Origin of the sequence: Kocuria sp. (genome assembly GCF_030530945.1) — a bacterium.
Classification (GTDB): domain Bacteria; phylum Actinomycetota; class Actinomycetes; order Actinomycetales; family Micrococcaceae; genus Kocuria.
Window position 1 is genome coordinate 139,915 of the sequence record NZ_JAUMTZ010000005.1, and the last position, 13,661, is coordinate 153,575.

Below are 13,661 nucleotides of genomic sequence, written 5' to 3' on the forward strand. Positions count from 1 at the left end.
CCGGTAGACTGGCGGGGTGACTCTGCGCTTCTACGACACCGCCTCCGCGACCACCAAGGAATTCGTCCCCGTCCACCCGGGGGAGGCCCGGCTGTACTACTGCGGGGCCACGGTGCAGGGCGCGCCGCACATCGGCCACGTGCGCTCCGCGCTGGTGTTCGACGTCCTGGCCCGCTGGCTGCGCTTCCGCGGCTACGAGGTCACCACGGTGCGCAACGTCACCGACATCGACGACAAGATCCTGGTCAACTCCCGCGCCTCCTTCGCGCCGGACTACCGCGGCGAGCACCCCCGCGAGCAGTGGTGGGCGCTGGCCTACCGCTTCGAGCGCGTGTTCGGGCAGGCCTACGCCGCGCTCGGCATCGCCGACCCCACCTACGAGCCGCGCGCCACGGGCCACGTGCCGGAGATGCACGCCCTCATCCAGGAGCTCATCGACGCCGGCCACGCCTACCCCGCGCCCGACGGCTCCGGGGACGTCTACTTCGACGTCCGCTCCTGGCCGCGCTACGGCGAGCTCACCCGGCAGCGGGTGGATGACATGCAGGACGCCCCGGACGCCGACCCGCGCGGCAAGCGGGACCCCCGCGACTTCGCCCTCTGGAAGGGCCACAAGGAGGGAGAGCCGCTCACGGCCTCCTGGGACTCCCCGTGGGGCCGCGGCCGCCCGGGGTGGCACCTGGAGTGCTCGGCCATGGCGGACAAGTACCTGGGCGCGCACTTCGACATCCACGGCGGCGGGCTGGACCTGCGCTTCCCGCACCACGAGAACGAGCTCGCGCAGTCCACCGCGGCGGGACGCGAGTTCGCGAACTTCTGGCTGCACAACGGACTGGTGACCTACCAGGGCGAGAAGATGTCCAAGTCCATCGGCAACACGGTCTCCCCGCAGCAGATGCTCGAGCAGGCGCGCCCGCTCGCGGTGCGCTACTACCTGGGCCAGGCGCACTACCGCTCGGTGCTCGACTACAGGCCCACCTCCCTGCGGGAGGCCACCGCCGCGGTGGAGCGTGTCGAGGCCGTGCTGGTCGCCGCGCGCGCCGCCGGTCTCCCCCTGAAGTGGGGCGCTCAGGACGTGCCCCAGGAGTTCGTGGCCGTGATGGACGACGACCTCAACGTTCCCCGTGCGCTCGCCGTCCTGCACGAGACGGTCCGTTCCGCCAACACCGCCCTCGCGGCGGAAGACACCGCCGGGGCCCGCCCGCTCGTCGCGGCCGTCGCGGGGATGGCGGACGTCCTGGGGCTGCTGCAGCTCATGGACGTGGCGGGCACCGCGGACCACGACGGCGCCGAGCACCGTGCGCTCGACGCGCTCGTCCAGGACCTGCTCGCCCAGCGCAGCGCCGCGCGGGAGGCCCGGGACTGGGCGCTGGCGGACACGATCCGCGACCGGCTGGCGGACGCGGGCGTCGTCGTCAAGGACGGAGCGCAGGGCTCCGCGTGGTCCGTGGGCTCCTGACCCTGGCCTAAACTGGCCCCAGATCGCCGACCACCCCGGGGCGGCCCTCGCGCCGTGACCCGTGACAGACACGGAAGTAGTGAGCATGGCCCAGAACAACCGCCCCGGAGCGGTGCGCAAGAAGAAGAAGGGCCCCGTCGTGGGCAGCGGCGGGCAGCGCCGCAAGGGACTCGAGGGCCGCGGTCCCACCCCCAAGGCCGAGGACCGCGTCTACCACAAGGCGTACAAGGCGAAGCAGGCCGCGGCGCGCAAGCAGAACCAGCCGCGTCGCCCCCAGCGCACGGGCACCGGCCCCATCAAGGAGGACCTGGTCACGGGCCGCAACTCGGTGCTGGAGGCCCTGCGGGCCGGGGTGCCCGCCAAGACCCTGTTCATCGCCACCAAGATCGAGGTGGACGACCGCGTCAAGGACATCCTGCAGCTGTGCGCCGAGCGCCAGGTCCCCACCCTGGAGGCCTCGCGCGGGGAGCTGGACCGGATGTCCTCGGACGCCATCCATCAGGGCGTGGTGCTGCAGGTCCCGCCGTACGAGTACCCGGACGCGGACGAGCTCGCGGCCTCGCTCATGGCCGGGCGCGAGGACTCCCACCCGCCCCTGCTGGTCGCCGCGGACGGCATCACCGACCCGCGCAACCTGGGGGCCATCATCCGCAGCGTCTCGGCGTTCGCCGGGGACGGCGTGATCCTGCCCGAGCGCCGCTCCGCGGGGGTCACCGCCACCGCCTGGAAGACGAGCTCCGGTGCCGCCGCGCGGGTGCCCGTGGCCAAGGCCACGAACCTCACCCGCACGCTGGAGAACTGCAAGAAGCAGGGCTACTTCGTGGTGGGGCTCGACGGCGGCGGGGACATGTCCCTCCCGCAGCTGGAGCTCGCCACCGAGCCCCTCGTGGTGGTCGTGGGATCCGAGGGCAAGGGGCTCTCCCGGCTCGTGACCGAGCACTGCGACGCGATCGTCTCCATCCCCATCGAGTCCGCCATGGAGTCGCTGAACGCCTCCATGGCCGTGGGGATCACGCTGTACGAGATCGCGCGCCGCCGTGCAGGCGCGTAGCCACCCCCTGGGGGTCCACCCCTCACCGTCCGGGGACGGCACCGCGAACGTCGCGGTCTACGCACCGGGGCTCGACGCCGTGGACCTCGTCCTCCAGCGCCCCGGTCAGCCGTGGCAGCGGCTCCCGCTGCCCGGGCGCGCCCACGGCATCCACTACGCCACGGTCCCGCGTCCGCGAGACGCTGCCCGCACCAGCCTCACCGCCGAGGAGCTGGCCCGGGACGTGTGCCCCGCCATGCCCGAGGGCACCCGGTACGGCTTCGTGCCCGGCGCTCCCGCCTCCGAGCCGGTCCCCGACCCCGCGGAGCAGGTCGTGCTGCTGGACCCCTACGGGCGGGGGCTCGAGCGCGTGGCCCCGCCCGCCGACGTCGTGGACCCGGGTCCCGACGCCTACGGCGGGATGTACGTGTCGGTGGTCACCGCCCAGGACCACGAGTGGCGGGACGCGGACCGTCCCGCCCCACCCTGGCGGGAGACCGTCATCTACGAGGCCCACGTCAAGGGCCTCACCATGCTGCACCCGGACGTCCCCCACGAGCTGCGCGGGACCTACGCCGGGCTCGGGCACCCCGCGGTGCTGGAGCACCTGCGCGGACTCGGGGTGACCGCGGTGGAGCTGCTGCCCGTCCACGCGCACCTGGACGAGGCCCACCTCACGGCGAACGGGCTCACCAACTACTGGGGCTACAACACCCTGGGGTTTTTCGCCCCGCACGCGGGCTACGCCACGGCGGCCGCACGGGCCGCGGGGCCGACGGCCGTGCTCAACGAGTTCAAGGCGGCGGTGGACGCGCTGCACGGCGCCGGGCTGCAGGTGTTCCTGGACGTCGTCTACAACCACACGGCCGAGGGCGGCCCCACCCAGCGCCCGTACTGCTGGCGCGGGCTGGGAGAGCGGGAGTACTACCGCCACGACGAGCACGGCGCCCCCGTGGACGTGACCGGCTGCGGGAACTCCGTGGACTTCGGCAACCCGCAGGTGGTGCGCATGGCGCTGGACTCGCTGCGGTACTGGGTCACCGAGTGCCACGTGGACGGCTTCCGCTTCGACCTCGCGCCCGAGCTCGGCCGGGACGAGCACCACCGCTTCACCCGCAACCACCCCTTCTTCGTGGCCGTCGCCGCGGACCCGGTGCTGCAGGGGGTCCGCATGATCTCCGAGCCGTGGGACGTGGGCGCGGGAGGCTGGCAGACCGGCCGGTTCCCCGCGGGGTGGGCGGACTGGAACGACGTCTACCGCGACACCGTGCGGGACTTCTGGCTCTCGGGGCAGCGCACCGTGCACCGCGGTGGAGGTGGCGGCACCGCCGCCCGGCTCGCGGGCGCCATCTCCGGGTCCGCCGAGCTGTTCGCGCCCCAGGGCCGCACGTCGCTCGCGTCCGTCAACTTCGTCACGGCCCACGACGGCTTCACGCTGCACGACCTCACGGCGTACGACGCCAAGCACAACGAGGCCAACCTGGAGAACAACGCGGACGGCACGAACGACAACCACTCCTGGAACCACGGGCACGAGGGCTTCTCCTCCGACGCCCGCGTCCGGGGGGCGCGCGCGGCCACCGCACGGAACATGATGGCCACCCTGCTGTTCTCGCAGGGCATCCCCATGATCACGGCCGGGGACGAGGTGCTGCGCTCGCAGCGGGGAAACAACAACGCCTACTGCCAGGACAACAGGCTCTCCTGGCTGGACTGGCGCCTCACGCCCCTGGACCGCTCCATGCTCAGCACCACCCAGCGTCTCGTCCGCATCCGCCGGACCTTCCTGGCCGCGCAGCCGGAGGACTTCCCCTCCCGCCCGGAGGACGTGGTGCTGCACTGGTTCGCCCCGGACGGCACCCCCATGACGGAGACCCTGTGGCAGACGGACGGCTCCCGTGCGCTGCAGGTGGTGCTCGCCGCGCGCGGCGGCGGCCCCACGGGCCTGTTCGTGCTCAACGGCACCGACTCGCCGTTGCCTGCGGTGCTGCCCGCGGCCCGGGACCTGGACGACGACGGCGCCGGCTCGCCGCGCACCCCCGGATACCGGCTGATGCTCGCCACGGATCCCCAGCTGGACGACCTCACGGGCAACCGGTGGCGCGGCGGGGAGACCGTGGCCCTGCCCGCCCAGAGCGTGGCGCTGTTCACCCTCGAGTGAGCGGGGGCGGGCTCGTCGGGTCGGGGCCCGGGGGTACTGCCGCGTCGGAGGTCTCGGTCCTGGGCGTTGCGAACCGGTGCGAGCTGCGCCGGATCGGCGGGCCGTGCTGGCGCGACGCGGTGCGCCCGCGGTCTCGTTGCTTCACGGCCTTAAGGATCCTGCCGTTCGTTGGGTAACGTTGGCCGCGTGCCGCAGCCGAACCAGCCTCCACGCCCCCGTCCCTCCGAGACCGCACCGGATCCCCGCACGGACCACGCCCGCCCGGACGTGGGCTCGCGCCTGACGGCCCCCGTGCCGGCCACGGGCGTTCCCGACGTCGCACCGTCCGTCCACCGCGCAGGTGCAGACCGCGCGGCGTCGATCCCGCAGGAGCGCGCGGACACCGCAGAACCGACCACCGGGGCCCAGGGCCCCACCACCGAGGAGCACAGCATGGACTTCCCGTCCGAGGACCTCGTCTACGGCCGCATCCCCGTCTCGGACGTGGCACCCGTGATCGCGGGCGGGCGTCTGCCCGCCACGGCAGTGCCCGGTGAGGACATCCGGGTCTCCGCCACCGTGTTCCGGGAGGGCCACGACTCGCTGGGCGTGACCGCGGTGCTGTACGACCCCCAGGGCCGCGAGACCCAGCGCCGCCGCATGACGCTCGTGGCGCCCGGCACCGACCGCTACGAGGCCTGGCTGCGCCCCGGTTCCGAGGGCCGGTGGAGCTTCGCGGTGGAGGGCTGGTCGGACCTGTACGACACGTGGCACCACGCCGCGCAGATCAAGCTCGGAGTGGGGCAGGACGTGGAGCTGATGTTCCAGGAGGCCTCCCTGCTCTTCGAGGCCGCCTCCAAGGAGGCCGACCGCGACCCCGCCGAGGTGCGCGCGTTCGAGGACGCGGCCGAGGCCGTGCGGGACACCTCGCGCTCCGTGGAGGAGCGCTGGGGGATCGCCACCGCGCCCCGGCTGCTCGAAGCCGTGGCGGAACGGCCGCTGCGGGACCTGCTGACGTCCTCCCCCCGCTACCCGCTGGAGGTGGAGCGCGAGGCCGCAGGGCGCGGCGCGTGGTACGAGTTCTTCCCCCGGTCCGAGGGTGCCACCCAGGACCCCGAGACCGGCACCTGGACCTCCGGCACGTTCCGCACCGCCACCGCCGCGCTGGACCGCGCCGCCGGCATGGGCTTCGACGTGGCGTACCTGCCACCCATCCACCCCATCGGACGCACCCACCGCAAGGGCCCCAACAACAGCCTCGTGGCCGGCGAGCAGGACCCGGGCTCCCCGTGGGCCATCGGCGGCCCCGAGGGCGGCCACGACGCCATCCACCCGGACCTCGGCACGTTCGAGGACTTCGACGCCTTCGTGGCACACGCCCACGAGATCGGCCTCGAGGTGGCCCTGGACCTGGCCCTGCAGGCCTCCCCGGACCACCCGTGGGTCCAGGAGCACCCGCAGTGGTTCACCACCCGCGCCGACGGCAGCATCGCGTACGCGGAGAACCCTCCCAAGAAGTACCAGGACATCTACCCCCTGAACTTCGACAACGACCCCCAGGGCCTCGCCGACGAGGTGCTGCGGGTGGTGGAGCTGTGGATCGGCCACGGCGTGGACATCTTCCGTGTGGACAACCCCCACACCAAGCCCCTCTGGTTCTGGGAGTGGCTCATCGCCCGCGTGCGCGAGAAGCACCCGGACACCGTGTTCCTGGCCGAGGCCTTCACCCGACCGGCCATGATGCAGGGCCTGGCCAAGGCCGGGTTCCAGCAGTCCTACTCGTACTTCACCTGGCGCAACACCAAGGAGGAGCTCGAGGAGTACCTGCAGGAGGTGTCCCACGAGACGTCGGGCTTCTACCGTCCCAACTTCTTCGTGAACACCCCGGACATCCTCACCGAGTACCTGCAGTTCGGCGGCCCGGCGGCGTTCAAGGTCCGTGCCGCGCTCGCCGCCACCGCCTCGCCGCTGTGGGGCGTGTACGCCGGCTACGAGCTCTTCGAGCACGTCGCGCGTCCCGGTGCGGAGGAGTACATCGACAACGAGAAGTTCCAGCTGCGCTCCCGCGACTTCGAGGGCGCACTGGAGCGAGGCGAGTCCCTGGCCCCGTACATCACCCGGCTGAACCGGATCCGCCGGGAGCACCCCGCGCTCGGGGACCTGCAGAACCTCACGGTGCAGAACACCACGGACGAGGCGATCGTGGCGTTCAGCAAGACCAAGACCGTGACCCGCGATGGCCAGGACGTCAGGGACAGCGTGGTCGTGGTGGTCAACACCGATCCGCACGCGACCCGCGAGGCCACCGTGTGGCTGGACCTCGAGTCCCTCGAGCTGCGGGACGAGGACTTCAACGAGGACGGCTCGTTCTGGGTGGACGACCTCATCTCCGGTGCGAGCTGGAAGTGGGGGACCCACAACTACGTCCGCCTGGACCCGTACGCCGAGCCCGCGCACGTTCTCAGCATCCGCCGGGGCGTGAAGTGATCCGCCGCCGCCGTGCGTGCTCGCACGGCGGCGGCCCCGCACGCGCCAGATCCGTCCCGTCCGTTCCACCCGTTCCCGCGAGAGGGCAGCCCCGCCGATCATGAGCACCACACCGTTCCACCTCAACGCACCCGGAATCGCCCACGACCCGGACTGGTTCCGCAAGGCCGTGTTCTACGAAGTGCTCGTCCGGGCCTTCTCCGACGCCAACGGGGACGGCTCCGGGGACTTCACCGGTCTGATCGACAAGCTCGACTACCTGCAGTGGCTGGGCATCGACTGCCTGTGGCTGCCGCCCTTCTTCGACTCGCCCCTGCGCGACGGCGGCTACGACATCTCGGACTACTACTCGGTGCTGGACGAGTTCGGCACCGTGAGCGACTTCAAGCGGCTGGTGGCGGAGGCCCACGCCCGCGGGCTGCGGGTCATCATCGACCTGCCCCTGAACCACACGTCCGACCAGCACCCGTGGTTCCAGGCGTCCCGGGAGGACCCCGAGGGCCCGTACGGGGACTTCTACGTGTGGTCGGACACGGACGAGAAGTACCAGGACGCCCGCATCATCTTCGTGGACACCGAGGTCTCGAACTGGACGTTCGACCCCGTGCGCCGCCAGTTCTTCTGGCACCGCTTCTTCTCGCACCAGCCGGACCTGAACTTCGAGAACCCCAAGGTCGTCGAGGCCGTGTTCGACGTGGTGAAGTTCTGGCTGGACATGGGCATCGACGGCTTCCGGGCGGACGCCATCCCGTACCTGGTCGAGGAAGAGGGCACCAACTGCGAGAACCTCCCCGGCACCCACGACTTCCTGGTGCGCCTGCGCGAGATGGTGGACCGGGAGTACCCGGGGCGGGTGATCGTCGCGGAGGCCAACCAGATGCCCCACGAGGTCGTGGAGTACTTCGGCACGGAGGAGTCTCCCGAGTGCCACATGTGCTTCCACTTCCCGATCATGCCGCGGATCTACTACTCCCTGCGCGACCAGAAGGCCGGGCCCATCGTCTCCACCATGGCGAACACCCCGCAGATCCCGCGCGGCACCCAGTGGGGCACGTTCCTGCGCAACCACGACGAGCTGACGCTGGAGATGGTCACGAGCGAGGAGCGCCAGGCCATGCTGGGCTGGTACGCCCCGGACTCCCGCATGCGCGCGAACATCGGCATCCGACGCCGTCTGGCACCCCTGCTGGACAACTCCCGCGCGGAGCTGGAGCTGGCCCACGCGCTGCTGCTGTCCCTGCCGGGCTCACCGTTCCTGTACTACGGGGACGAGATCGGCATGGGCGACAACATCTGGCTGGACGACCGCGACGCCTCCCGCACCCCCATGCAGTGGACCCCGGACCGCAACGCGGGCTTCTCCACGGCGGATCCGGGCAAGCTCTACCTGCCAGTGGTGCAGTCGCTGGTCTACAACTACGCGCAGACCAACGTGGAGACGCAGCTGGCGTCCTCGTCCTCCCTGCTGCACTGGATCCGGCAGATGCTCATGGTCCGCAAGGCCCACCCGGCCTTCGGCATGGGCGAGTACGTCAACGTGGACACGGACCACGAGTCGGTGCTGGCGTTCCTGCGCCGCCTGGACCCGCAGGACGCGGAGGACGGCGTGGGGGAGACCCTGCTGTGCATCTTCAACCTGGCCCACGTGCCGGCGAGCTGCTCGGTGCACCTCCCGGAGTACGCGGGGCGCGGCACCCGGGAGCTGTTCGGCGGTGAGACGTTCGGCGACTTCTCGCAGAGCGGCGACTACCGGATCACGCTCGGCTCCCAGGACTTCTTCTGGCTGCGGCTGCGCACCGCGCCGGACTCCGACGGCGGCCACCCGGAGACGGTGGCGATGCCCATCATCAGGCCCGTGCGCGGCGAGTGAGCGAACGCGCGACCGCGCGGGCGCGGCAGTGAATTTTCCGGACGAAAGCGGGGGGACCTCCATGACGGATCAGCAAGTTCTCGACAGGCTGCGCGAGTGGCTTCCGGCGCAGCGGTGGTTCCCGTTCACGGCCACCCCGGATCAGCTGCGGCTGAACGTGGTGGGGCGGACGGGGCTCGACGGCGGCGACAGCTGGGACGTCCGGCCCGGGTGCGAGCGGATCATGCTCCTCGTACAGGTCACGGTCGGTGAGCGCAGCGAGCTGCTCAACGTGCCCGTGGTGCGCAGCACGGAGCCGCTGGAGGGCCTCGAACGCTTCGCGATCGGCAGCTACTGCGCGGAGGGCCCCAACCGCCCGCTGCCGGAGCAGCTGGTGGCAGGGGCGGACGCGTCGGCGTCGTTCCTGCGCCGGGCCGTCTCCCAGGCGGGTGCGCTGCTGGAGCGCCGCCGCGGCCGCGGGGAGGACTCGCCGGGGGACACCACGGATGCCTCCCGGGACGCGGATTCCGAGCGCTCCGTCAGGCCGGGCGAGGAGGATCCCACCCGGCTCCACCTCTACGACGCCGTGGGCGAGCCCGGCTTCATGGACCGCGTGCTGCGGCTGATGGACGCCCAGCTCACGGAGGGCGGCGTGCTGCGCCACGGCATGGGCCTGCACGGGCGCTACACGGGCGCGCTGAACACCGACTACCGGATCCTGGCGCCCGAGCAGGTGCGGGTGATCTCCTCCGAGCAGTCGAACACATCGGTGATCCTGCGCCCCGCGGAGGCGGGCACCTCGGACTCGGCCCTGCGCGGGGACGCCGTGATCGTCAAGTTCTTCCGTGTGGTGGGGGAGGGCCGCAACCCGGACGTCGAGGTCGGGGTCAGGCTCACCTCCCACGGCTCCACCGCGGTGCCGGCCACGGCCGGGTGGATCGACGCCCAGTGGCGTCAGGGGCTCGTGACCACCTCCGGCCAGCTGGCCGTCGCCGCGCAGTTCCTGGACGACTCACAGGACGCCTGGGCCATGGCCGTGGCCGCCGCCACCCAGGAGCAGGACTTCACGGCCCTTGCCCGGGACCTGGGCGTCACCACCGCGCGCGTGCACGCGGACCTCTTCGCCGCGTTCGAGCCCGCCACGGTGGACGACGCCGCCCGCCACCGTTTCCTCGGGGACCTCACCTCGCGCGTGCGCTGGGCCTGGGACTCCTGCGGGGAGCGGTTCGAGTCCTTCCGCGCGGAGGTGGACGCGCTGCTCGACGAGCTGGGGCGCAGCTCCGAGATCCCCGCGCTGCAGCGCATCCACGGCGACTACCACCTGGGTCAGGTGCTGCACAACGACTCCCAGGGCTTCCGCATCCTGGACTTCGAGGGCGAGCCCCTGCGACCCATCAAGGAGCGCGTGCGCCCGGACGTGGCGCTGCGCGACGTCGTGGGCATGCTGCGCTCCTTCGACTACGCGGGAGCCATGGCCGCCCGCGGGAACGGGCGGGACATGAGCGGCTGGACCGCCGCCGTCTCGGACGCGTTCCTGGAGGGCTACAGCGCCACCAGCGGCACCCCCGTGGACCGGGACTCGGCGCTGTTCCGGGCGCTGTGGCTGGACAAAGCCCTGTACGAGGTCGTCTACGAGCAGCGCAACCGCCCCGAGTGGGTGGGCGTGCCGGCGGGGGCCGTGGTTCGTTCGCTCGAACGCGCACGCTCCCGTACCGTGAGCAACGAGAAGCACGAGAGCCAGCCAACGTCACCCAGAACCGAGGATTTCGTGAGCACCGAGCACCCCCGCCCCACCGACCGTTCGTCCTCCGACCCGGAGCAGCAGCCGCGCGTCACACCCGCGGCCTCCCAGGACGACGCCGCCCGGTCGGCTCGCGCGGCGCAGCCGTCGCCGTCCGCCGCCTCGGAGCCGCGTGCCGTGGGAGGGGCCGCACCAACCGTCTCCGGTGCCCCTGCTCCGGTGGCCGCCGCAGCCGCAGCCGCGTCCGAGACGTCCGACGCCCCGGTGCCCGCCCGCGTGGGCGGGACGGGTGCCGCCGGTGACGCCGCGACGTCGTCCGGCCCGGAGGGCGCGAGCGGTGGGCCTGCGGGCGGGCCGGTCCCCGTGACAGAGGAGGTGCTCTCGGCCGTTGCCGAGGGGCGTTTCCACGACCCGCACGCCGTGCTCGGGGCGCACCCGAACCCGGACGGCTCGGTGACCATCCGCACCCTGCGCCGCTTCGCCACGGCGGTGTCCGCGCGCACTCCGGACGGCACGTTCCCGCTCGAGCACGAGTGGGGTGGGATCTTCACGGGTGTCGTCCCCGCCCACGACGAGGGGCAGATCCCCGACTACCGTCTGGAGGTCACCTACGCGGGCAAGGCTCCCGAGCTCGTGGACGATCCCTACCGGTTCGCGCCCACGCTGGGGGACCTGGATCTGCACCTGATCGGGGAGGGGCGCCACGAGACGCTGTGGACCGTGCTGGGCGCCCACGTGCGCCACTACCCCTCGCCCCTGGGTGACGTCACAGGTGTGAGTTTCGCCGTGTGGGCCCCCAATGCCCAGGCCGTGCGGGTGATCGGCGACTTCAACGGCTGGGACGGCTCCGAGCACGCCATGCGCTCGCTGGGCTCCAGCGGCGTGTGGGAGCTGTTCGTCCCGGGCATGAAGTCCGGGGACACGTACAAGTTCCGCATCCAGGGTGCGGACGGCGCGTGGCGGGACAAGGCGGACCCCATGGCCTTCGGCACCGAGATCCCGCCGTCCACGGCCTCGCGCGTCTTCGACTCCGAGTACCAGTTCCAGGACCAGGAGTGGATGGCCGCCCGCGCGCAGCGGGATCCCCACAACGCGCCCATGAGCGTGTACGAGATGCACATCGGCTCGTGGCGCATGGGGCTGGGATACGTGGACCTGGCCCGTGAGCTGGTCGAGTACCTCACGTGGCAGGGCTTCACGCACGTGGAGTTCATGCCCGTGGCCGAGCACCCCTTCGGCGGTTCCTGGGGCTACCAGGTCACCGGCTACTACGCGCCCTCATCGCGCTTCGGCTCCCCGGACGAGTTCCGCTACCTGGTGGACCAGCTGCACCAGGCCGGGATCGGTGTGCTGGTGGACTGGGTGCCCGGGCACTTCCCCAAGGACGAGTGGGCGCTCGCCAAGTTCGACGGCCAGCCGCTCTACGAGCACCCGGACCCCCGTCGTGGCGAGCACAAGGACTGGGGCACGCTGATCTTCGACTACGGGCGCCGGGAGGTGCGCAACTTCCTCGTGGCGAACGCGAGCTACTGGCTCGAGGAGTTCCACGTGGACGGTCTGCGCGTGGACGCCGTGGCCTCCATGCTCTACCTCGACTACTCGCGCAACGACGGCGAGTGGGAGCCCAACCAGTACGGCGGCCGCGAGAACCTGGAGGCCATCGGCTTCCTGCAGGAGGCGAACGCCACCGCGTACCGGCGCAACCCGGGCATCGTGATGATCGCCGAGGAGTCCACCTCCTTCCCCGGGGTCACCAAGCCCACCAGCGCCGGCGGTCTGGGCTTCGGCATCAAGTGGAACATGGGCTGGATGCACGACAGCCTCGAGTACATGGCCGAGGACCCCATCAACCGGCACTACCACCACAACAAGGCCACGTTCTCCCTGGTCTACGCGTTCTCGGAGAACTTCATCCTGCCCATCTCGCACGACGAGGTCGTGTACGGCAAGGGGTCGTTGTTGCGCAAGATGCCGGGTGACCGGTGGCAGCAGCTGGCCGGCGTGCGCGCGTACCTGGCGTACATGTGGGCCCACCCCGGCAAGCAGCTGATCTTCATGGGCACGGAGTACGCGCAGGAGTCCGAGTGGTCCCAGGAGCACGGCCTCGACTGGTGGCTCTCCGAGACCCCGCCGCACCACGGTGTGCAGGAGCTCGTGCGCAGCCTCAACGCGGTGTACCGGGAGACCCCCGCCCTCTACGCGCGGGACAACGACCCGTCCGGCTTCGAGTGGATCGACGCGAACGACGCGCAGCGCAACACCCTGTCCTTCACCCGGTGGGACGACCAGGGCAACCCGCTGGTGTGCATCGCCAACTTCGCGGGCAACACCCACGAGAACTTCCGCCTGGGTCTGCCGTGGGCCGGTGAGTGGGAGGAAGTGCTCAACACCGATGCGGAGACCTTCGGCGGATCCGGTGTGGGCAATCTCGGACGGGTGACCGCCGAGGAGGGTGCATACAACGACAAGCCGGCGTCGGTGGAGCTCACCGTTCCTCCGTTGGCGGTCCTTTTCCTCAAGCCCGCATCCCGGCGGACCATCACCAACGGTGCGGGGGGCGAAGCCGGGCAGAGCACCGGCAGCTGACCCCGCTCGCCGGAGCGAGCACCGTGAGATGCTCCGGCTGCCCCTGGGCAAGCCCGCGGAGACACCACGTCTCCGCGGGTTTGTCGCATCCGCGGTCCGCGTGTAATGTCTTCCGAGTCGCCACGGCGCCGGTCGAAGAGGCCGGAGCGGGCAACAACTTCCGGGGGCACCCACCACCGACTGGTCGCAAGACAGCCAGGAAGTGTGCTAGGATGAATCCCCGCAAGACGCCGAAGAGCGGCAAGCAGAATCCGGCAACGAAGAGTTCAGCTCGAGTTGCGGACCTGTTGGCTCCGAGATAATCTTGCAAATCGCAACCGATCGTGGTGGTCCTGTGAGGGGCGCCTGGATGTGGTGTGTTGTTTGTCA

6 protein-coding genes are annotated in these 13,661 nt (G+C 71.3%); all 6 read left to right on the plus strand.

Annotation, left to right across the window (positions count from 1 at the left end; genetic code table 11):
* Positions 1–16: 16 nt before the first annotated feature.
* On the plus strand, positions 17–1,459 hold the full coding sequence (gene cysS / locus Q4A22_RS06985; RefSeq protein WP_303178054.1) for a cysteine--tRNA ligase: 1,443 nt from the start codon (positions 17–19) through the stop codon (positions 1,457–1,459).
* Between the two features lie 85 nt (positions 1,460–1,544).
* Positions 1,545–2,510 carry a 23S rRNA (guanosine(2251)-2'-O)-methyltransferase RlmB gene (rlmB, locus tag Q4A22_RS06990; protein ID WP_303178056.1) on the plus strand — a complete coding sequence of 322 codons (966 nt, stop codon included), beginning with the start codon at positions 1,545–1,547 and terminating at the stop codon, positions 2,508–2,510.
* Complete coding sequence (glgX, locus tag Q4A22_RS06995) at positions 2,497–4,650, plus strand: glycogen debranching protein GlgX (RefSeq protein WP_303178059.1); 2,154 nt, start codon at positions 2,497–2,499, stop codon at positions 4,648–4,650. Before rlmB ends, glgX begins: the two co-directional genes overlap by 14 nt.
* Positions 4,651–5,082: 432 nt before the next feature.
* Positions 5,083–7,116 carry an alpha-1,4-glucan--maltose-1-phosphate maltosyltransferase gene (locus Q4A22_RS07000; protein ID WP_303178071.1) on the plus strand — a complete coding sequence of 678 codons (2,034 nt, stop codon included), beginning with the start codon at positions 5,083–5,085 and terminating at the stop codon, positions 7,114–7,116.
* A 100-nt stretch (positions 7,117–7,216) separates the two neighbouring features.
* Positions 7,217–8,986, plus strand: a complete 1,770-nt coding sequence (treS, locus tag Q4A22_RS07005; protein ID WP_303178061.1) for a maltose alpha-D-glucosyltransferase — start codon at positions 7,217–7,219, stop codon at positions 8,984–8,986.
* A 61-nt stretch (positions 8,987–9,047) separates the two neighbouring features.
* Positions 9,048–13,292 (plus strand): 1,4-alpha-glucan branching protein GlgB, encoded by a 4,245-nt coding sequence (glgB, locus tag Q4A22_RS07010; protein WP_303178062.1) that lies wholly within the window; start codon positions 9,048–9,050, stop codon positions 13,290–13,292.
* Positions 13,293–13,661 lie beyond the last annotated feature (369 nt).

What these genes read in the sequence shown, in the direction of transcription:
- treS (WP_303178061.1), top strand. Translation starts at nt 7,217, where the DNA reads ATGAGCACCACACCGTTCCACCTCAACGCACCCGGAATCGCCCACGAC.
- Q4A22_RS07000 (WP_303178071.1), top strand. Translation starts at nt 5,083, where the DNA reads ATGGACTTCCCGTCCGAGGACCTCGTCTACGGCCGCATCCCCGTCTCG.
- rlmB (WP_303178056.1), top strand. Translation starts at nt 1,545, where the DNA reads ATGGCCCAGAACAACCGCCCCGGAGCGGTGCGCAAGAAGAAGAAGGGC.
- glgB (WP_303178062.1), top strand. Translation starts at nt 9,048, where the DNA reads ATGACGGATCAGCAAGTTCTCGACAGGCTGCGCGAGTGGCTTCCGGCG.